This is a genomic window from Pusillibacter faecalis, assembly GCF_018408705.1.
In the GTDB taxonomy this organism is placed as follows: domain Bacteria; phylum Bacillota; class Clostridia; order Oscillospirales; family Oscillospiraceae; genus Oscillibacter; species Oscillibacter faecalis.
Genome location: NZ_AP023420.1, coordinates 1,065,653 through 1,087,025, shown reverse-complemented (window position 1 = coordinate 1,087,025; position 21,373 = coordinate 1,065,653). Strand labels below are relative to the sequence as shown.

15 protein-coding genes and 1 pseudogene are annotated in these 21,373 nt (G+C 57.2%); 5 read left to right on the top strand and 11 right to left on the bottom strand.

The window, feature by feature from the left end:
- Positions 1 to 39: 39 nt before the first annotated feature.
- From KJS55_RS05575 to KJS55_RS05555, 5 genes are all read right to left on the bottom strand, one after another.
- Positions 40 to 747: an alpha/beta hydrolase gene (locus KJS55_RS05575; RefSeq protein WP_213542878.1), complete on the bottom strand. Its 708-nt coding sequence runs from the start codon at positions 745 to 747 to the stop codon at positions 40 to 42.
- Complete coding sequence (locus KJS55_RS05570; RefSeq protein ID WP_213542877.1) at positions 744 to 1,490, bottom strand: class I SAM-dependent methyltransferase; 747 nt, start codon at positions 1,488 to 1,490, stop codon at positions 744 to 746. Before KJS55_RS05570 ends, KJS55_RS05575 begins: the two co-directional genes overlap by 4 nt.
- 26 nt (positions 1,491 to 1,516) lie before the next feature.
- Entirely contained in the window at positions 1,517 to 1,849 is a 333-nt protein-coding gene (locus KJS55_RS05565) for a YqfO family protein (protein WP_187028005.1), read from the bottom strand.
- Positions 1,842 to 2,084, bottom strand: coding sequence for a hypothetical protein (locus KJS55_RS05560; protein WP_187028006.1), 243 nt, complete (start codon positions 2,082 to 2,084; stop codon positions 1,842 to 1,844). The genes KJS55_RS05565 and KJS55_RS05560 overlap by 8 nt, the downstream gene beginning before the upstream one ends.
- Positions 2,085 to 2,159: 75 nt before the next feature.
- On the bottom strand, positions 2,160 to 2,936 hold the full coding sequence (locus tag KJS55_RS05555; protein ID WP_187028007.1) for an AIM24 family protein: 777 nt from the start codon (positions 2,934 to 2,936) through the stop codon (positions 2,160 to 2,162).
- 491 nt (positions 2,937 to 3,427) lie between these two features.
- On the opposite strand from KJS55_RS05555, the gene KJS55_RS05550 reads away from it, so the two are divergent.
- From KJS55_RS05550 to KJS55_RS05535, 4 genes are all read left to right on the top strand, one after another.
- Positions 3,428 to 4,273, top strand: coding sequence for a tyrosine-type recombinase/integrase (locus KJS55_RS05550; protein WP_187028008.1), 846 nt, complete (start codon positions 3,428 to 3,430; stop codon positions 4,271 to 4,273).
- 324 nt (positions 4,274 to 4,597) lie between these two features.
- Complete coding sequence (locus KJS55_RS05545) at positions 4,598 to 4,933, top strand: hypothetical protein (protein WP_187028009.1); 336 nt, start codon at positions 4,598 to 4,600, stop codon at positions 4,931 to 4,933.
- A 44-nt stretch (positions 4,934 to 4,977) separates the two neighbouring features.
- Positions 4,978 to 6,246, top strand: coding sequence for a tyrosine-type recombinase/integrase (locus KJS55_RS05540; RefSeq protein ID WP_187028010.1), 1,269 nt, complete (start codon positions 4,978 to 4,980; stop codon positions 6,244 to 6,246).
- A gap of 260 nt (positions 6,247 to 6,506) precedes the next feature.
- Positions 6,507 to 10,481 (top strand): S-layer homology domain-containing protein, encoded by a 3,975-nt coding sequence (locus KJS55_RS05535; RefSeq protein WP_213542876.1) that lies wholly within the window; start codon positions 6,507 to 6,509, stop codon positions 10,479 to 10,481.
- Between the two features lie 64 nt (positions 10,482 to 10,545).
- Here KJS55_RS05535 and KJS55_RS05530 read toward each other — a convergent pair whose 3' ends face one another.
- Positions 10,546 to 11,883: an MATE family efflux transporter gene (locus KJS55_RS05530; protein WP_213542875.1), complete on the bottom strand. Its 1,338-nt coding sequence runs from the start codon at positions 11,881 to 11,883 to the stop codon at positions 10,546 to 10,548.
- 122 nt (positions 11,884 to 12,005) lie between these two features.
- On the opposite strand from KJS55_RS05530, the gene KJS55_RS05525 reads away from it, so the two are divergent.
- Positions 12,006 to 12,464, top strand: a complete 459-nt coding sequence (locus KJS55_RS05525) for an Lrp/AsnC family transcriptional regulator (protein ID WP_187028013.1) — start codon at positions 12,006 to 12,008, stop codon at positions 12,462 to 12,464.
- 406 nt (positions 12,465 to 12,870) lie between these two features.
- Here KJS55_RS05525 and KJS55_RS05520 read toward each other — a convergent pair.
- The 5 genes and pseudogenes from KJS55_RS05520 to KJS55_RS05500 form a co-directional block, all read right to left on the bottom strand.
- Positions 12,871 to 13,509 (bottom strand): annotated as a pseudogene (locus KJS55_RS05520) (RtcB family protein); the annotation flags it as partial.
- A 34-nt stretch (positions 13,510 to 13,543) separates the two neighbouring features.
- Positions 13,544 to 13,903, bottom strand: coding sequence for a hypothetical protein (locus KJS55_RS05515; RefSeq protein WP_213542874.1), 360 nt, complete (start codon positions 13,901 to 13,903; stop codon positions 13,544 to 13,546).
- Positions 13,904 to 13,921: 18 nt separating this feature from the next.
- Positions 13,922 to 14,785: a CbrC family protein gene (locus tag KJS55_RS05510; RefSeq protein WP_213542873.1), complete on the bottom strand. Its 864-nt coding sequence runs from the start codon at positions 14,783 to 14,785 to the stop codon at positions 13,922 to 13,924.
- A 15-nt stretch (positions 14,786 to 14,800) separates the two neighbouring features.
- Positions 14,801 to 20,992 carry an immunity protein Imm33 domain-containing protein gene (locus tag KJS55_RS05505; protein WP_213542872.1) on the bottom strand — a complete coding sequence of 2,064 codons (6,192 nt, stop codon included), beginning with the start codon at positions 20,990 to 20,992 and terminating at the stop codon, positions 14,801 to 14,803.
- A gap of 15 nt (positions 20,993 to 21,007) precedes the next feature.
- The gene (locus KJS55_RS05500; protein ID WP_187028017.1) at positions 21,008 to 21,352 is read right to left on the bottom strand and encodes a DUF6547 family protein; all 345 of its coding nucleotides are present in this window, start codon (positions 21,350 to 21,352) and stop codon (positions 21,008 to 21,010) included.
- Positions 21,353 to 21,373 lie beyond the last annotated feature (21 nt).

Sequence of the window (21,373 nt, the reverse complement as noted above, 5' to 3'; positions counted from 1 at the left end):
ACAGTTCTGTATGGCCTGCCTCTTTAATTAAGGGGCAGATCAAACAAGCACTGATGATGACTCCCAGCGGTGCAGGGCGGAGAGCTCCTCTGGCGTGTGGAGCCAGTGCTGGGCATTTTCCAGCACCGTCAGGCGGCACCGAAAACGCCGGACAAAGGCCTCGACCGTCTCCCGGCTGGTGAGGGCATCGTGCTCGGGGTACAATATGGCGGTGGGAGTATCCCAGACCACAAGGGGGTGAGTCTGCGCGTACTGGAGATACCGCCAGGACAGCGTCTCCCCAAACTCCACAGGAATTTCGCCCCTGGCCCGCAGCTCCTCCTCGCTGACGCAGGCTCCGGCCATCATACCACGGATCAGCCGTTCCATATCCAGCACCGGCGAGACCAGAAGGGCTTGTTCCAGCGGTCTGCCGGCAAAGGCCAGCAGGGAAAACCAAGCCCCTAGGCTGGTGGCCCGCAGGGAGATATGATCCCAGCGGGATTGAGCCAATGTCAAGAGGTTTTCCAGCTCAGGCACGGCGTCCCAAGGGGCAAAGGATTTGTCGGAGCAACGCTCCCCATGCTCGGGGAGATCAATGGACAGCACTTGGCTGCCGCTGGGACACACCAGCTGGGCAAAGGATTCCGCCTCCTCCTTGCGCCCCAGCTTGCCGTGGAGGTACAACCAGACATGGGGGCTGTCCGCGCCATATAAAATGGCAGGCACTGCTCCAAAGGGGAATGCCGCAATGGGTGGATGGTTCATATGGACGCCTCCCCCGGTTTTTCCGCGCCCACCAGCAGCATCATGGGCCGGCGCAGCTCTTCGCGCATGCCGGGAAGGTCCATCATCTCCTGTGGGGGCCGGGGCTCCACTACCTGCCGGAGAACCAAGCCTTGCTCCAGCAGCGTCTGGAGATAGGTGGTCAGAGTGCGGTGATACTTGGTCATGGTCTCGCCTAGAAAGACCGCCTCCCGAGGCCCCTCCTCAAAATAGCGGTCCACCGGAAAGTGGAGTATGGTCCCGTCGGGACCATACCACCAGTCCTGCGTTCCATAGGAGGTAAATACTGGGTGCTCCACGGAGAAGACAAAGCTTCCGCCGGGGCGCAGCCACTGGGCAATGCGGCCTACCAGAGCTGGAAAGTCTGCCACGTAGTGAAAGGCCAGGGAGCTGAGTACCACATGAAACGATGCCGCTGGAAAGTCCAGCGATTCCATAGCAGCGAGACGATAGGCAATGCGTTCGTCCGTATGAAGCTCACGGGCCCGGGAGAGCATGCGGCGGGAGCTGTCAACACCCACCACCTCAGCCGCGCCGTGTTCCACGGCATACTGACAGTGCCAGCCATAGCCGCAGCCCAAATCCAGCACCTTCCTGCCGGTGAAATCCGGCAGGAGCTTTTGTAACATGGGCCACTCCCCGGCCCCGCGCAGACCGTGAAGGGAGCGGTACATTCGCGCATACTTTTTAAAAAATATTGGGTCGTCATATGGATTCTCTGGCATAGGAAAACTCCTTTCCTGTACACCCGCTAAAGGCCGGTGCGGTACAGAGGAATGACATTGATCACCGGCTCCTCGTAGGGATGCACCCGCTTCACGGCTGCCAACACCGCCTCTACCCGCCCGGTGGGACAGGCGACTTCCACCTTCAGCTCTGGCTCTGTACGGAGCTGCCCCAGAGTGCCAAGATAGGGGTGCGATCCCTCCAGCGGACGCCAGCAGCCGGTGACAGGACTGTAAGAGAGGCAACAGTCATACTTGCCGATGTGACCGGCATCCGTTTCCCACAGGGCTTGCTGTAAAACGGAAAGATGGGATTCCGGAATAAAAATTTCCAGCTTGTAGCAAGGAAAGTCAGTCATGGGAGCCTCCTAGTTCATCCAGCCGGTCACGCAGATCGTCCGCCAAGTCCTCCAGCTCCTCGTGGCGGTCGGCCCAGGCCTCGTATTCCTCTCCAGACATCCCCGGCGGTTCTTGCTGATTCAGCTGATCTATCTGCTCCTCCACGGACGCTAAATATGCAAGCAGCTCCTTGCGGCTCCCGGCGGCGGGGGCGCCTTCGTCCCCGCACGGGGGAAATTCAAAAATTTCGGCCATACGCATGCCTCCTTTCATAGCGGACCGCCGGTCCATGGCTGGCTAGAGGACCGCGCTCCGCGCCGGACAGGGGAATCAAACGTTGGGCATCTTGGCTGTAGGCATCATCAAAACCTTTCCAGTGCCGCGGTACACATTCACCAACCCCTCTCCGGAGGCGGCGGAGCCAATGAGGGATTTGCCAGAGCGCTCCACGGTAAACTGCAGGGAGGCGCTCCAGGCGATGGCGTAGTTTCCATCGATTTTCAGCACATCGTCCTGCAGGCTGATTTCCACAAGCTCCTCCTTGGGGCACTCGGCCTCAATGCAGAAGATGCCCTGCCCGCTGAGGCTCAAGTTGAACAGGCCCTCATTGCCAGCCACTGCCGAGGAAAAGGTAGAACGAGCCACGGCCTTGTGCTTGAGCTTGGAGTCGCAGGCCAGGAAAAGCCCATCATCCAGCACCACGGCGCCATTCCAGCTGCCGGCATCCATGAGAATCAGATGCCGGTAGGTGGGCTCCAGCACCAAAATGCCGCTGCCGGTATATTCCGGCTTAATAGCAGACTCGCCAGTAACCTTGCCTCGTACCGCTTTTCCCAGCAGATCACCGACTCCCTTGATACCAGTGGTGGCATTGACATCTCCCAGCATCCACTGCATGGCGCCAGCCTGAGTCGTGATATCTGCCTTGGAAAGATCGCAGACCACCTGCCGCTTGCGTACATTCATCTGGGAGCAGTAATAGGCGTTTAGAGCGGAGGCTGGAGTTACGCTCAAATCCCTCTGATACTCAATAATGGAGAAGGGACCCTGCTGGTCCAGCGTCTTGATGTCGTCATTATCCGTGAAGTTTGAAATTTGATAAGACATAGTACCCTCCTAAAATAAAGCAAAGATTCAAAGAATCCATCAGGAATATCTCTATTGTATAGGAAGATCGGCAAATGAGCAAGCCCCACCTGTCATGGGAGCCTGCCGGTATCTCATCAAGGAGCCTTGCGCTTTTTTCGGAGCCCTTGCTATCATGTTACCAATCAACGACAAAACCCGGCGCTGGAACATGCCTTGCGAGGGGCGGCGGGGTCCGGATGCGGTGTGGCGGCTGTCTATGCGCGAATCGCACAGCTGCCGGGAGTGTGAGAGAACCGCTGGTCCGGCTTGCACATAGCTGCGCAGGTCAGAAGGCCTTTAAAAATGCGCTCACTCCATCAAGAAACGGACAACCCCACTTTTGCCGGCGCCGCAGGCTTGTCCGCCGCTTTGCGCCCGCGGTCATGTCCGCAGGCGGAGAGGACGATGTACATAGCGGCCGCGGATTCAGGAAGACTAGAGATACCATAAGGTTTGGGAGGAATCAAGAAATGGACGAACACAACCTGACCCTCGCGCAGATTGAGGCATTTCGGGGCCATCTGCTGGCAGAGGAGCGCGCACCCGGCACCGTGGAGAAATACCAGCGGGACCTGCGGGCGTTTCTTCGCTGGCTGGACGGCAGAGCCGTCACCCAGGAACGGGCCGCAGAGTGGAAGACGGAGCTGCTCGCGACGAGCCATGCGCCAGTAACGGTGAACTCCATGGTAGCAGCACTCAATGGACTGTTTGGATTCCTGGGATGGGACGACTGCCGGGTGAAATTTTTAAGAATTCAGCGCCGGGCCTTCCGGGATCAGTCCAGGGAGCTGACGCGGGCAGAGTACACGCATCTGGTGGGTACAGCCAGAGACCATGGAAAAGAGCGGCTCGCCCTGTTGATGGAGACGGTCTGCGGCACGGGAATCCGGGTGAGCGAAGTACCCTATATCACGGTGGAGACCGCCAGGGTTGGCCGCGCGGAGATTGCGCTGAAGGGGAAGATCCGGGTCATTTTGCTGCCGGACAAGCTTTGCCGGAAGCTCTTGAAGTATGCCCGGAAACATAAAATCGCTTCTGGTGAAATTTTTATCACCAGAAGCGGAAGAAGGATGTCCAGAAAACAGATCTGGGCTGAGATGAAGCAGCTGTGCACACTGAGCGGGGTATGCCCTGCCAAGGTATATCCCCATAATCTCCGCCACTTGTTTGCACGGACCTTTTATCGGGCATGCCGGGACATCGCCCGTCTGGCTGACGTACTGGGGCACAGCTCCATGGAAACCACCCGCATTTATCTGGTGACGACGGGGGTGGAGCATTTGCGGCAGATGGAAAAGCTCGGCCTTGTATCGTAGGACGAAATTGTTATTTTGACAATCGTAAAGGAACAAAACAACACTGCTCCCTACATATTTTGTTAAATTATAACAGCTCCCACAGCAAAATACAAGATAGCCGCCCGTTTTAGGGCGCAAAAAATCCGAGCCGATTAGCGTCTGACTTTCGGCTCCGCTTTTTCACGCCTGATTTCTGCCGCCAGGGGGAATCCGGCGTGTTTTAGTTCGCATTCACACGGCTGTTCTCCTCGGAACGGAACGGCTCTATCAACAAAATAACAATTTTATCTATGTTCGCGGCGGGGAAAACACGGCGGACCTAGGAAGGCAAGGAGAACACGGATGCGGATATTGCGATATCATATTACACTCAAAGGCCAGTTCCAGGAGGTCGAGGGGGAGCTGACACTACAGGTCGACGGGACGGATGTCTCCGGCAGCGTGAACCTGGATGGGAGTCAGAGCTATTTTCAGGGGAAAATGCTTCGGAAAAACCGGTATGCTGCTTCCATGCGGCTGAAGACCAAAATCCTGGAGGAGGACTGCGACATGCTCCTTCGGCTCTGCGGCCAGGATGCCATTCGGGGTTCCATCGTGGGAGAGTGGGGCGACTGGACGCTGGAGGGAGCCACCGCTGCGCCTCCGCCCGGAGAGGCGGCTGTGCTGAACGGGAGATAGGAAAAAATCAGTAACATAACTGTGATTTTCGTGGGAGGGTTGACATGGAGCCTTATACCGTACATCGCCCCGATGAGGCCGCCATCCGGCGGATTTTGGAAAAGCACCCCTATGACGCCGTGGGAATGGCGGTGCGTCTTGCCTGGATGGCGGGCCTCCTTCGTAATGAGATTGTGTCTCTGCGCTGGGATGCTGTCAATTTTTTGAATCAGGAAATAGAGCTGCCTGACCGAAGTATCCCGCTTTGCCAAGAACTGGAGGAATACCTGGCCCGCATGAGCGAGCGGCTGGACTGGGGAAGCAACTATGTGCTGCTCTCGGATCGGCTGCATAAGCCCATGCAGCCGCAGCCCGTCTCGCATATCGTGCGCAGGGCGCTGGATGAGGAGGGACAGAGGGAGGTCCGTCTCATCGATCTGCGGCACGATTTCATCATCCGTCAGCTGCAGCGGCATGACTGGCAGTATGTCTCCCGCATCACCGGCGTCGCGGCTGTGGCGTTGGGGCAGCACTTTGCGGAGTTTTTGCCCGAAAAGCGGGTGTCCACAAAGGTTCTGCCGGAGAGAGCGCCGGACGTCAATGAAATTCTCCTCTCCCGGCTCCTGCACAGCGAGGGGACCTCGGCGGCGGGAACTGCCCTGCAGCTTACCTGGCAGGCTGGGCTGACGCTGGAGGAAATCACGGCGCTCACCTGGGACCAGGTGGACGTTCAGCGGCGCCTTTTAGAGCCCATCCCCGGAAAAACAGTCCCTATGAATGATGGCCTGGCACAATTTTTGGAAAGACTGCGGATGGAGTCGGGAGAGAGCGGGGGAACCGTCCTCCGCGCGCCACGCTCCCGTCTGCCCATGCGTCCGGACCGCCTTTCCCGCGTAGTACGGGCAGCGCTGGTCCGGGCTGGGATTGACGATCTCACCGTCCGGGACCTGCGTCAGGACTACGCGATCCGCGCCGGCGGCGAGACCAGGATTTTGCAGTATGTCCGCCAGCATGGCTTTATCACCCGAAATGCACTGACAGAGCTGCTGCATGTTTCCAAGCCTACCGCCTACCGCCGTCTTACAGCGCTGACGGACAAAGGGCGCCTGGTACGGGTGGGCACGCGGTACTATCCGCCTGCGGCGGTGGTTCCACCGGAGCGGCAGTACCAGGTCATCCGGGAGTATTTACAGGAAGAGGGCGCGGCCTACCGACAGGATATCGCCCGGCTGCTGCGCATTGAACCAAGGCAGTGCACGGTGATTCTCCAGCACCTGGTAGAAGAGGGGAAACTCAGCCGGGAGAAGTACCGCTACACGCTCCGGGACGCCTGAGAGCCGCCCCGGCAGCTGGAAACCGGCGGAGTAAAAATCACAAGATTGTTACAGGAAAAGGGCGTCATTTGCACCCGTTTTTCGCTTCTGTAACACTTCTGGCAAAAGCATTTACATCCCAAAAATCGGATGGTACAGTAGCGCCAGCAGCGGCGGAGTGCGGGGCAAGGGATGTTTTTTATGGAGATATGGCTAGCATCTCCATAGGAGGCATCTGGCGCCTTCGCCTGCGCGGCTGACTTTTAGAAGGAGGAAAGAACATGAAGAAATTCCTTTCTCTGGTGCTGGCGCTGACCATGATGATGTCTCTCGTCACGATCAACGCCGGCGCCAAGGAGTTCAAGGACGACAAAGACATCACCTATGATGAAGCTGTCGCCGTGATCTCCGAAATCGGGGTTGTGGATGGCCGTGAGGACGGCAGCTTCGCTCCCACGGACAATTTGAGCCGTGGGGCTGCGGCCAAGATCATCTGCAACCTGATCCTGGGCCCCACCACCGCAGCGGAGCTGCACGCGGACACCGCTCCCTACAAGGATGTGCCCACCAGCAACACCTTCTCCGGCTACATCGCCTACTGCGCCAAGGAGGGCATCATCTCCGGCTACGCGGACGGCACCTTCCGTCCCGCTGGCACCCTGACCGGCTATGCCTTCATGAAGATGCTGCTGGGCGCCCTGGGCTATGACGCCACCTATGAGGGCTACACCGGCGGCAACTGGTCCATCAACGTTGCCAAGCAGGCCATCGGCATCGGCCTGAACGCCGGCCTGACCGACGAGTTCAACGGTGTGGACTTCGTCACCCGTGAGGAAGCTGCCCTGTATGCCTTCAACACCCTGCAGGCCACGATGGTGGACTACGATCAGAAGATCACCACCAACGTCAATGGCGTGGACGTGACCATCTCCCAGGGCAGCTCCAAGCCTGTGACCTGGAGCGAGGGCATCAACGAGGACGGCAACATCAAGAACGACGGCTTCGTGCAGTTTGCCGAGGAGTTCTTCCCCAAGCTGGAGTGCCGCAAGGACAGCGACGATTTCATGCGTCCTGCCAACAACTGGGTCTATGACAAGACCGATATTGGCACCTATGTTGATCACACCCTGCTGGTGGAGAGCTACACCACCGGCGTGACCGGCAAGACGGTCTATGATCTGCTCAAGTCCGGCGTGATCGACAAGAACAAGCTGGAGTCCTATGTGGACGGCAAGGAGAACTCCATCAAGAAGACCGATCTGGTCCGCTCCAACAACAACGACCTGACCGGCACCGGCGACGGCGTTGTGACCGAGGTCTACCTGGATTCCGATGATGGCATGATCACCATCGTGTCCGTCAACAGCTATCTGGCCAAGGCTACTTCTGATTACAGCGAGAGCAAGGAGTACGCTCCCCTCAATGTATATGTGAAGGATGCTGATGGCCGCAACTACAACGTGGACGTCGAGGACGTTGCCAACGTTGTGGACGTGAAGAACGACACCTACTACCAGGTGAACATCTCCTACAAGGACAATGACACGCTGGGCGAGGTCAAGGCCGTGTCCGCCGTGGAGGTCCTGGAGGACAGCACTGTCACCAAGTTCTCCACCAGCAAGAACGACGAGACCAACAAGGACCAGGTCTCCAAGGTCACCATCGGCGGCGAGGAGTACAAGGCCAACGTGAAGGCGTTCTATGACAAGGACGTTCTGAACGAGTACAACGAGTCCCTGCTGACCGACAACACCTACACCGTGTATGTGGACGCCAACGGCTACTTCCTGGGCATCGAGCTGTTCGAGGGCACCAAGAACTATGTCTTCATCCCCGGCTATGACCTGGACGGCAGCCACATCGGCACCAGCACTGCCAAGGCTTCCGCCATCTTCCTGGACGGCACCATGAAGACCATTACCGTTGATGTGAAGGACACCAACACCAACATTGAGAAGGCTCGGACCGATGCCAGCAACAATGCTCCCACCGCGGACGATCATGCCGCGATGTCCTTCAACAAATGGTCCGGCGGCAATGAGAAGCTGAACCAGTGGTACACCTACACGGTGGACGCTGACGGCACCTACACCCTGAAGCCCGCCGTCCGCATGACCACCACCGCTTACACCGACACTGCGAAGGAAGACGTCATCCGCACCGACAACCTGAGCATCGTCGGCGACAGCAAGAATGACAACCGCGTTTACGGCGAGGACGCCACCGTGTTTGTCACTGTGGATCTGGATGCTGTGAGCGCCGGCAGTTCTGCAAAGGTGATTACCGACGTGGACGGCGTGTACACCGGCGTGCAGAACGTGGACATCGAGATCGACAAGGACGCTGAGGCTGTGGCTCTGGGCCAGGTCTTCACCGTGTATGACAGCGATTACTATGTGATCGGTGCCGTCGTGATCGGCGAGGCCACCGGCTCCGCGCAGAACCTGGCTTACATCCTCTCCGGCGCCAAGAGCGAGGAGAAGAAGGACGACACCTATTATTGGACCTTCGAGGCCGTCCTGAATGGTCAGGTCCAGACCCTGACCGCCAAGAGCAAGTACAGCAGCACCATCACGCCTCTGACCAAGGGCACCGTTATGGAGCTGCGCTTCGACGGCGACTATGTCACCTCCATCAAGGCTGTGAAGGCTGAGGATGTCTACACCAACATGAAGGTCGCGATCGACGGCGAGGACGTCTATCAGATGGTCGGCCTGACTGCGAACACCAGCACCCTGAACCTGCAGGGCCGCACCATGTACATCACCGCCAACCGCGAGGATGTGGGTCTGGCCTTCGCCTCTGACGCCAAGGCGGTTGTGATCCAGGACGAGAACAAGAAGTCTGACGTCAAGACCGAGTTCACCTCTGTTGGCTCTGCCATCAGCCACCTGGCTGACGCGGACACCAACACCGCTGGCACCCAGTACGCTGGCAACATCTATGCTGTTCTGAACAGCAATGGGCTTGCTCAGTGGGTCGTGTTTGACTCCGCCACCCCGCTGAACACCGGCAGCCAGGGCGGTGACTTCACTGACAACGGCACTGACACCACCCTGCCCAGCACCACCGATCTGTTTGTGGACTTCACTGGCACTGAGAAGGGCGCTGGTCGCTATGACGCCAAGAACGGCAAGCTGTACCTGCAGTTCACCGACCTGACTCCCGGCGCTTCCAAGGTCAGCCTGCCCGGCGTGTATGTCAGCGACGCTGTCGGCGGCGGCAAGTACGTTGACATCAACGACCTGGGTGTGGTCAAGACCACCAACCTGGACGGCAAGACCTCCAAGGTCTATGTCATGGACTACAAGGCTACCGAGCTGACTGGCACTGTGATCGTTGGCAACAAGATCACTGTGCAGGCTGCTACCGAGAATGTGACCGAGTGGTACGTGAAGTACTCTGGCTCTGCCGAGTACGCCAACAAGACTGAGACCGTGAAGAATGTTGCGGATACGGAGTTCACCTTCACGGTCAAGCAGCCCGCCGGTTCTTCCAAGTATGATATTCAGGACAATAGCAGCGCTAATATCACTGCTGTGAGGCCTGCTGCGCTGGCTCAGAGCAACCTGACCGTTGACCAGGCTTACACCGTGAAGCTGACTGCCGCTGGCACTCAGCCCGAAGTCAAACTGAACTACAATAACGCCGCTGTGACCGTTACCTCCTCTGTGAAGTCTGGTGCTGTAAACGGCAAGGGCGTAGATGCAGCCTACTTCTCCGGCAGTGAGACTTCCAAGTCTGTCAATTCTGGTGCTCAAGCCACTGTGAATCTGACTGTACAGACTGGTACCGCTCTGGTGGCTTCCACCAACCAGGTGGTTGTGGAGTACACCGTGAACGGCACGCCGAAGAGCATGACACATGCTGCGACTGCCAGCGCTACTCAGACTGTTGCGATCCAGGAGACTGTGAATGCCAACACCGAAATCGTTGTGACTGGCGTGAAGGTCCAGGCGAAGGTGACTGTCGCCGAGAATTCTCTGGATACGGCTACCACCACCAACCTGACTGGCAATGCCACCGCGACCTACAACGGCAAAAACAAGGCTGCCATTGAGTCCGAATGGCTGGACGTTGGCTCCACCGTGGCCGTGGTTGTGACTGTTCCTGGTGTCTCTGGCAACGGTGTTACGATCACCATTGCTGGCCAGGGCACCGATGTGACCACTGGCACTGACGTTGAGGTTGAGGGCAGCTACACGGTTGTGGCTGGTACCAACACTCTCACCGTTCAGGCTGGTAACAAGGTGTAATTGTAACACAATTTTCCTAAGCAAAACAAAAGAGAGGCCCCCGGCTTACGCCGGGGGCCTTGCCCTATTCATTCTCTCCCAGCAGAGCCCGCCGGTGCCGGAGATAATATCCGTACCCCGTGGCGTCCGCCAGGAACCAGCCGATGGGAATCGCCATCCAGATCCCCACCTCTCCCACTGGCCCCGCCAGCGCGTAGGCCAGCGCCACCCGGGTGCCCAGGGAAATCACCGTGAGAACCACCGACATCCCCGGCCGTTTGACAGCCCGGTAGAAGCCGTAGAGCAGAAAGAGGCACCCAATGCCCACATAGAAGGCGCCCTCCACCCGCAGGTAGAGCACTCCTGCCGCCAGCACCTCGGTATCTCCCGCCTGCACAAAGATGCGCATGAGGGGCCGGGCAAAAACCACCACCGCCGCGGAGATCAGGCAGGAAAAGGCCGCGCTTACCGCCGTTGCCTTTCGCACGCCCTCCCGCAGCCGCTCCACCTGCCCCGCGCCGTAGTTTTGGGCTACAAACGTGGAGAATGCGTTGCCGAAGTCCTGGACTGGAAGATATGCAAAGGCGTCGATCTTCACAGCCGCCGCAAAAGCGGCCATGGTGACGGGACCAAAGCTGTCTACCAGACGCTGTACCAGCAGGATGCCGAAGTTCATGGCGGACTGCTGGGCGCAGGTCAGGAGGGATAAGTCCAGCAGCTCCCGCAGAATGCGTCCGCTGAATCGGAGCTCGCTCCGCCTGGGCAGCAGCTCCCGGCAGCGCAGGAGCACATAGAGTCCCAGCCCCACGCCGGACAGGTACTGAGCAATCACCGTGGCAACGGCTGCTCCCGCAACACCCCAGTGAAAGACCAGAACAAAGAGAAGGTCCAGACCAATGTTCAAAAGCGCTGAGGCTCCCAAAAACCACAGCGGCGCCACAGAGTTTCCTGCCGAGCGCAGAAGACTTGCGGAGAAATTATAGAGGAAGGTGGCCGGCAGGCCGGCGAAGATGATCCAGAGATATTCCCGCATGGAGGCATACAGCTCCGGTGGAATTTGCAGAAAGTGCAGGATGGGGTCCATCAGCAGATAGACTGCGAGGTTCAGCACCAGGGTTACAGCCGCAATCAGGACAAAGGCATGGGCCACCGCGCTGCGCAAAGCCAGGTGATCCTTCCTGCCGAGATAGATGGAGAACAGCGCCCCGGCGCCCATGGAAAGCCCTAGAAAAATGGACGTGAGAAAGGTCATCAGCGTGAAAGCGGAACCCACGGCGGCCAGGGCATTTCGCCCCAGAGCCTGGCCGACGATCAGCGTGTCCGCGATGTTGTAGAGCTGCTGCAGCAGATTTCCCGCCACCATGGGCAGAGCAAAGAGAAGGAGCCCCCTGGTAATGCTTCCTTTGGTTAAGTCCTGATACATATATTACACCTAATCAATTCGTTTTTGAAACTATTATAGGATAGATTCTCACAAAACGCAAGAAATATATTTCGTATTGTATTCTTGCGTGGGATGTGCTATGGTAAATGAGAGGTGATCGTATGTTTTTGAGTGGTTTGGATGAGCTGGATCAAAAAATTTTGGCCCTGCTGGTGGAGAATGCCCGGTACAGCTATTCGGAGATCGGAGAAAAGCTGGGGTACTCCCGGGTGGCAATTAAAAACCATGTGGATGCCCTGGAAAAACGGGGCGTGATTGAGGGGTACACCACCATCATCAACCCCCAAAAACTGGGAAGCGCGGTGTCCTGCTATTTTGAGATTGAGACCCAGCCTGAGACCTTCACACAGGTTGCCGGGCAGCTTCAGGCCTGTCCAATCGTCACCCAAATCTACCGGACTACGGGAAACTGCCGTCTTCATGTCCATGCAGTCGCCGCTAGCCCGGAGGAGCTGGACCGCTTCCTTCAGGAGACGATGGACCCGCTTCCAGGCGTGGTCTCCGTGAGCACCAACATGATTTTGTCCCGCATGAAAGACATTAAGGGTCTGCGGCTTTGATGTTTGCCGCTTTGCGCTGTCAGTAAAAGACAGCCATTTCCAACAGGGCAGTTCCTGTTCCATAACTCAGATGCATTGCACTCCGTACGGAGGGACGATTTCCGGCCCAGATGCGGCTCATCAGCTGTCAAACCCCACGCGGTCAAACATATAGTCAAAAGCCCTTCTTGATCAGGCACGGCTCAGCTGCCACCGCCTGTCCAGAAGGGCTCTTTTCCATATGCTTGGGGTATGTGACGAAGCCTGAAGGCAAGACATTTCCGCTCCTTAGGCGTATCCGTGCTTATCATGCTATAGACCCAAGAATACGCCTGCTGAACGCAACACCCGCCTGGGGGAATGACGGGCGTTTCCTCTGACTGCACAGACAGTGGATATACCAGCATCAACGTTTTCCGGAAGCAAACTCTCGTATATTGATGGGGGTAAGCAACTGTTCGCCTGCCTTAGCGGATACAGCCCCTTTCCGCAGGATCATGGCGTCGGTGTCAATACAGTTATGGATGGTAGTGAATTGCTCCTCTACATGGAGCTTCATGCCCTTGACAATCTCATCCATGATAGCCTGCCGGCTGAGCATGGCAAAGTGCTGGACGATCTTCATGTCGTGGATATACTGCTCAAACAGCTCCCCGGACACATAGGCCAGCCTCTTGGGAATGCTGGTCTGCTTGGGATTTTTCAGCTTCTTTCATTCTTTTTGAATTTCCTATCTTGTCCCTCCGCCTTCATCTGGGCGACCAGGGCCGAGATCGAAGCATCATCAGTGCGGCTGAGAACCTTGTAGCCGGCCTTCCTGGATACAGGAGGTCTCCATGCCGCAGCCGATGTCCACTCCCGCCAGATTGGGCACCACTCTGTTGGTGATGGTCATGGTGGCGCCGATGGTGCAGCCCGCCCCGGCGTGGATATCGGGCATGAGCCGGATGCGGCTGCCTGCCGTGAATGCCTGATTGCACAGCTCTTGTATCTGCGCGATAGAGGCGCTGTCTACCACATCGGTGAAGATCCTCGCCTCGTTATATTTTCCTTTAATTTCGATCATGGTGCCCTCGCAATATTCTATAGGGCATGGCCTATCAAGTCATCTCATACAGTAGGGCGGCCCCGCCCTCTGCTTGTTCTAAATGAGAGCGCAGAGTTTTCAGACCGCTCTCTACCGCATCGGCTGGCAGGTCCCAATCCGGAGCGATCTGGGTGGCCAGCTCAGGGAGATTCTGCTGTTGCAGTTCCGCCAGCAGCTCTGCTGCCAGTGCTCCATCCAGCAGAACACAATCTAAGGCATCTTCCGTCTGTGGCGCACGGGAACGAACATCCATATCCAGTTCGTCCTCACACCAGTCCCAGATGGCCGTGTAAACCCCGCCGGAGCAGCCACCATCGGACAATTCCTTCTTTTGGACATTCCTTATTAGATAAAAAGACGGGATCTGTGACATGATGGTTCCTCCATATTGTTAATCCATATCCATCCAGACCAGGTGCTTTCCACATTGTAGGCACTGGAACAGATAGCATTGTAAATGTCCGCCATTGACGGATTCCCGGATGGTTTCCTTTTGCTCATCGTCCCACATGGGATCGTCCAGCACATCCTCCAGCGCACCCAGCGCCCGCAGTTCTCTGGCGCCCACATAACCTAGAAAGGCACAGTAGTCACCGCAGTGGGCCCGCCAATATTCCTGCTGCCAGCCGGAGTAGCCAGGGGTGCGGTGGATGAGCTCGTCCAACTTCTCCGGATCGTTTACGCCATCATCTAAAGAGTAATCGTCCTGAAAGCTGCCGTCATATTTCCGGGCTGCCTCACCGCTGGCGATACACGCCGGGCACAGATACGCAATATCCTCCACGGAAAAAAATGGATTGCTATAGAAGATAGGAGTCGCTTTTCCGCAACAGTCGCAGATAACGCCCTCCTCGGACTCCTCGAAAGCACCGGTATCCAGAGGGTCCGGGTGATACCGGAAGGCGGGCAGGCCCAGCCGGGCCCGCCGCTCCTTCTCTTCCCGCTTTTCCTCCGGCGTTTTGGGCTTGGGGAGGGCATAGTGGTTGCCCCAGTTTTCCGCGTAGTCCTTTAACGTCCCCATCCGCTTGAGGGTCTTTTTATCGGAGCGATCTCCAATTTGGCAGAGGAGCTCGTAGGCATCCTTTTTGAAGGCCAACAGATCGTATACATCCACCAGTACTTCCTTGGCCTGCGGGTCCTCATTCTGCTCCAGTTCCTCCTTGAAGGCATAGAGGGCACGGACACTGTCCGGGCCGCCATCGGTTTTGGAAAACTGCTTTTTCAGTTCGATATAGGTTTTCTGATATTCTGTCATTGGGAGCTCCTCCCATCAATCCCACCAGAAGTACCAGACGGTGGACTGCCGCAGGACATCTGCCAGATTGCCCACTGTGGGGTCATCCTGTTCCTGGTCTACGATATCTGGGCAGAAGCCGTACTGCTCTGTGGCGACTTCCATAGCCTTCTCCTTGGAAACAGGGGCCGGAAGGTCAAATTCCAGCTCGTCGTGGCTCATGGCCGCAGGAATAGCGCCATACCGCTCAAACCAGTATTTCGCCACCGCCATCAGCTCCGGCGTGTCAGGGCACTCATTCCAATTTCCAAAGGGCAGGTAGGCGAAGATCTCCCAGGGGTTCTTCACCGGAATTTTGACCAGAATGAGAGGATGGGTCATGTGGCTATCCGAATCCCAGTAGCAGGAGAAGCGGTCATTGTCATAGCCGCCCTCCATCTCGCCCAGGACTTCCTCCTCCCAGTCCATGTCATCGTCCTCGGCTTCTTCCTTGCGCTGGCTGGTCAATCCCTCCAGAACGGACTTTCCATCCTTGACGGGAGCGGCCAGCAGCCTTTTCCGGTACTCCTCCACAGTTTTGAGGTCAAATGCATAGCAGTCTGCGTCGTGCTCCGGGTCGGCATTCATCACCAGACACTCCAACAGTGTTTCGTCATCCGCCTTGATGAGCACGGGAATAAAACCCTCATGGGCGCTGTTCCGCTTGGCATAGCTGTAAGCCGACATGATGGGATCGTCGTCCGCCATGGAGGGGAAATAGGTACACTCACAGTCCAGATACTCCATGATGGCCTGGGCCACCTCAGAGGGCTCCAGCGTATCCTCGTCAAAGTCCTGCCCCTGCCAGTTCTCAAAGCGTTCTTCGATTACTTTGGCCATGGCCTGGTAGTAGTCCTCGTCAAAGGGGATAAACAGGTAGGCTTCGTCCTGGAACTCGTCGGAGTGATACCGTTCCGGGCCGAAGAAGCGGAGGGCGTTGTCATCAACATCGGCAGGATAGTAGGGGCTGTCGCCCTCTCCGTAGTAATAGCCCGCAAAGGCCCGGCCTTGCTGATGGAACAACACAGAGAACAGGCAGCCGTCCAGCTCATCCCGGATGAACTCCCGCAGGTCCACGCTGCTGGGATTGGTCTTGACCTGTTTGACCACTTCGCCGTATTCCTCCATGAAGTCCTCCCCCATCAGGTCGTGCTCCATGCACCAGCGCAAGTAAATTGCCATGTGGTTGTAGGCATTGATGGGGTCAATGGGCAGTTCCTTCTCCTCAATGCTCTCGATATGATAGGAGGCATCGTCCATCTCGCCGTCAAAATCATCATTGGAAAGGGTGCCACGAGTGATAGCATCCTGGCGGCTTGGGTTTACGACAAAACTGATCCCCGCCATCTTGTCCAGCAGGGCGTCTGCGTCATGGGCCATTTTAAACTCCAATTCATCCCGGTAGAGGGGGATCACCTGATAGAAGTTGACCTCCTCGCCGCCCGGCAGGATGCAGACTTCGCTGCCATCTTCGGTGTCCTGGGGGCCGGTCAGAATAGCGGCGCACAGCTTTGTGTCCTTTGCAAAGGGCTGCTCATTGTCCATGGTATGGCCGAAGCCCAGCCAGGTATTGCTGGCAATGGGCAGACGGGCCAGGACTTTCAGCAGGCGAATGGGCCAATACCACCGCTCATCCTTCATAGATTCCTGATCCAGCTTCCAGTCCCTCGGCAGGGCGATGGCAAGCTCCGCCCGTTCCAGCTTGTATTCCGCCAATTCCTCCGGCACCTTCATGCGGTGAGCGCCCATACCCATCGTCACTAGGGTGTAGTAGTCCCGCTTCTCAGAGGGCGGCACGATGCAGATGTCCACATGGATGTCCGGGGAGACCAGCTCGTGGAACACATTCTCAACTTCACCGAAATACTGCTCAATGTGCCCCTCGACGGCCGCCATCTCCTCCTCAGTGTAGGCCTCAGGCCCGCCGGGGCTTTCCTCCTGGGGACCGTCACCCTCCGGGCCGTTCTCACCGCCCTCATCCGGATCGCCATCCAGCGGTTCCCAGCTGATTTTCAGGGTCATCTGCTCCTCCGGCAGAGAGACGCCGGGACTGCGGGTGATGGTGTGCTTATCGTCCGCGGAAAAGCCGATGGTCTCGCCATCTTGTAGCATGACATCACACGCCAGCACATAGGAGGCAAGGCTGGCCAAAAAGTCCCGCAGATCCCCCGGCTCGGCGTCGGTGTTCAGCACTTCCATCTCCTCCTTGCCGAACACGTCCATGCCGTAGGTGTAGGCGTTCAAGCCGCCCTCGCTCCGATACAGGCCGAACCAGACCCAATTGAAGATGGGCAGTTCGTCCTCTTTGATCATATCGGCAAAGCCCTCGTAGAACCGGGGCTCAAATACCACACCGCTGGTGTAGACGCCGGTGGCGTATTCCTGGCGGCAGCAGGCGGCCACCAGCTTAGTGAAGAGCTTGCCTTTCTCCAGAACCTTTTCCTCTTTACCCAGCACAGCCACCATGATATGGGCGCGGTGCTCCCTGGCAACTTGGACCGCATCCTCCCACATATAGTTATTCTCGGCATTCAGTTCCGCTTCGCCGTTGGGGATAGGATAAGTCGCCAGACTGACAGCGGCAAGCATATCGCCTACCTCGAATACCAGCGCATCGTCGTCCTTCTCCTCACTGGCGTCGCATTCCTCCACGGTGATGTTCCATGTCTCCTTCATGTCCCGGATGAACTGCTGTTTGTCCCATGCTCCCTTGGACAGCAAAACAAAACCGGCAAAGGGGCCCGTGCGGTCGGTTTCCTCCTCGTCAGCATCATCCTCCTCGTCAAGATCGTCTGCATCTTCATCCGGATCATAGAGAGATTCATGCTCCAGTCCGCGGATGAATTCCTCGAAGCTGTCTGCCAGATGGGTGATCTTGTAGTCGTTCTCCTGATCCACATGGACTACCGCAGGCTCTCCCTGGGGGCCGCAGGCCCGGTAGTCCAGGAAGATCATGTCGTGTCCGGCGCTGGGACAGTCGCAGATGGCTACGCCGATGGCGGGATACTCCCACTCGTCGATCATGAACTGGCTGCCTAAGTTTCCGCAGAGAGAGCAGTTCTTTTCCCGCCCGATGCCGAAAATGCCGGTAATGGCCACATGATCCTCTGCCCAGCAGGTTGGCTCATCGCAGGGATAGCAGGTGTTTACTGGAATTCCGCCGTTGTGCTGTTTCATCAGCCAGATGTAGGAGGCAGGAAGCTTGTAGCCCAGCTCCTCCTCCACGCTGGCGATCAGCCCGTCAGAGGGCGGCTCGCTGATATACTCTTTTTGCGCATACAGATTGTCATCCCAGAAGTTGGTGAGATCGAAGCCCTCGAAAGGGGTATCCCCAGGAATGAACTTGGCCTTTTTGTTCCGGCTGCGCTGGCGTTTCCGGATCTCCGTCCTGCACTCCCGAATCACCGCCGGGGCATTTTCATCCTCCGGCTCCAGCTCTGCCCACCGCTGGGCGTAGGGGATGGCCTTTTCCTCCTGACCGTGGAGATACTGATAGGCATAAGCCATACGCATATTCCACTCCGCCTTGTCCTGTCCTTCCTCCCGGACGGACTCCAGTACCTGAATGGCCCGCAGAAGAGCCTTGTCCCCCTTGTAGTTGGGGGTGCCCTCGTCATGGTCCCCGATGATGGCGTAGTTTTCCAGCGCCCTCGCCAGAGCATAGGCGGTGCGGTAGTTCCGCCAATCCTCCGGGATGGCGTTCAGCGCCTGGATACAGCGGGTGTACTCGTCCTCGTCGTTCCACTGCTCGATCTGTGCGAAGAACGCCTCGGCATTTTCCGGGGTGTAGGGGATATAGTCCATGCCCGTCAGGGTTTCCTCAAGCTCGTTCTCCTGCTCCTTGGCATCCGGTTCATCCTCCTGCTGCTTCAGGCGTACCGAGCCCGCCTCACGGCGGAAGGTGTGGAAGCTGGCCCAGGGGATGTCCGTCCCTTCAAAGAACTCCTTCGCCTTGTTCAGTGCCGTCTGGATGTCCCAGGCGATAAAGTCCACATAGCCGCAGTAGAGGCCGGTGGCTCCGCCAGTGAGGGTGAGCGCCTCCGGGCCGTCCCCAGTGGCGAGGGATTCCTCCAGCCTGTCCCGGAAGTCGAAGATCTTTTCACTGCCTTCCTCCTCCCGCAGGGTATCCAGGGGGTAGCAGAAGAAGCCCGCCACCACGCCGTCGGCGTGGAGATTGTCCATAAAATCGTTATCCGCGTTCAGATAGCCGTTGACAAGAGGGGCGCAGCAGGTGGAGCCAACCACCACATCCAAGCGCCAGTCGGCGTCCGGGTCCTCATGGGGCTTCATCTGGTAGCCCATATAGGTTTCCAAAAAGGATTCTGGGTCGGTGGAGAGTTCCAGCCCTTTTTCCCGCAGCTTTTCGGGGAGCTGAGACATGAGAATGGACGGTTCCTCTTTGGGTTCCTCCAGCACATCGAAGCTGTCTATGTACCGCATGTGGGGGATCTCACCCAGCACCTGGTCGGTGAGGGTAGTGAGCATCCACCAGGCCCGGCCTTCTTCCTCCCCAAGCATAGGCAGCAGCTTTTCACAGTAGGCGGAGATGGCAAAACTGTTTTCGCCCTGCCCCTCCAGCCAAATTTGCACATCCTCTCCGGAGATTTCCCAGCCGTCATCGGTGCGCAGGCCGATGTTCTGGATGGGCTGACGGCCCACCAGGATGTTCCAGTGCTCCAGCACTTCTTTAGTCGCGTGCTTTTGGAAATAGACTAACTCAAACAGCTTGACCTTGTCTCCCTCCGGGGTGAGGATCAGCTCATATTTTTCTCCATTGAAACCCATCTCGAAGGAAATATCATCAAAGACCAGGTTCAGGGCATTCTCCATCTGGGCCACAATCTCTGCGCCACGGGTATGGTCTTTGTCATCGTCCATCATTTGGCGCAGTGCCCCTTCCATCTCGGCAAAGGTTTCCCACCAATCTTCCGTTCGCTCTCGGAAGCACTCACTAAACTGAGGCAGGGCGATGCCTTTCTTGCACCAATCAATGAATTCTTTGGTATCCTCATCGTCGGGGCGGGCTTCCAAAGCCTTTTCAAAGTATCGCAGAGCGCGGCCCTCCTGATTCAGATAGTAATAGGCATAACCTATGCGGAAGTTCCAGAAGTGATCACCCGCAAAATATTCTTCATGGGGCTTCAGCAGGGCGATGGCCTTTTTAAGGGCCTCCCGATTGGAACGCGGAGCACCCCAGTTGTTATAGGCGCGGGCCAGCTCACTATCCATCTCAGGGGTGCGCTCCTGGGCGGGAATGGCCTCCAGCGCGTCAATGATTTTCTGGAATTTGTCCTCCTCATGCCACTTCTGGCACCGCTCTAAAATGGCCATATCCAAGTCCTCCTCGTCCTGTTCCGGCTTCCAGTCTTTGATCTGCTGGAACATACCATTCTCATCCCGCTCAAAGGCGCAGGGGGCGGGGGTGTTCAGCAGGGAGATGATCTCCGGGTCGTCGTTGCAGATGGTGTTCAGCTTATAGACGCCGGCGTTGTTGGGGTCATCCATGTAAGACCCGCTCTCGTCCCCGGCAGTGAACCGCCAGCCGCTGTCCCAGCCGCCGTCCGGCTCCTCCCGGTAGCAGTAGCCTACCTTGCAGCCCTCCACTGTGATGCGGTTGGTGGCAATGCAGCCATCGGCGCCTTCCCAGTCGTGAAGCAGATGTCTCACATCTTCCGCCTTTACATGGTAGTTCCGGTTACGGCCGGAGGCTTCGTACAACTCTTTCCGCAGCATCTCCACCTGATAAGCCATATCCGTGATCTCATCCTCGCCCATCATCTCGCTGAGGTCGTATTCCAGCGGGGCATGGACAAAGTCCGCCAGAGCCTTGTTCATGGCGTCATGCTCCTCTGGCGTGGCGGTGATGCGGATACGGCGGGAGGGGGTGTTGTACTTGTCCAGATCGTGGAGGTTCACACTGCCGCTGACGCTGCACTCCAGTAGGATGGCGGCCAGATCGGTGACCACATCAATGGCGAAGTGAAAGTCCATCTCCACGCCATCCGAGTGGGTAAATTCCAGATACTCCACTGTCTGGCGGAAGTCCCCGTTTTGCTTGTCCAGCCCGATCTTGGCGAAAATTTCGCTGAGTGGGATTTCCTCTTTCCTCTGGTCCTCCAAAAAGGCCACAAGGTTCAGACTGTCATCGGAACCTCCAATAAACTTACCCCAGTATTTGTTGATATACATTCGTCACGCCTCCTTTTATTCCGGCCACTCATCACCGTCACAACGGCAGATGAAGTCATAGTGCAGACTCTCAAAATAGTCGTTGGGATAGGATTCACCGTCCTGATGAAGTTCCAGTCCTTCCAGATCCATCATTTCATTGATATATGCAAGGGTATCATGGATGCCTGCAATATGTTCGTCCTGAAGCAGCTCCGCCAGCACTTCTCTCTGCTCCGGTGTCAGTGCGGCTAAAAAAACGTTTTTCGCCTTGTTGTCATCCGTCTGGGGGAAACCATCGCCCTTAATCCATCGGGAAGTCATACTGTCTTTCCGCTCCACAAGGCCGTCAATGAATGCTTTATACAGCTCCTTACTCATGGCAGATTCTCCTTTCCAAAG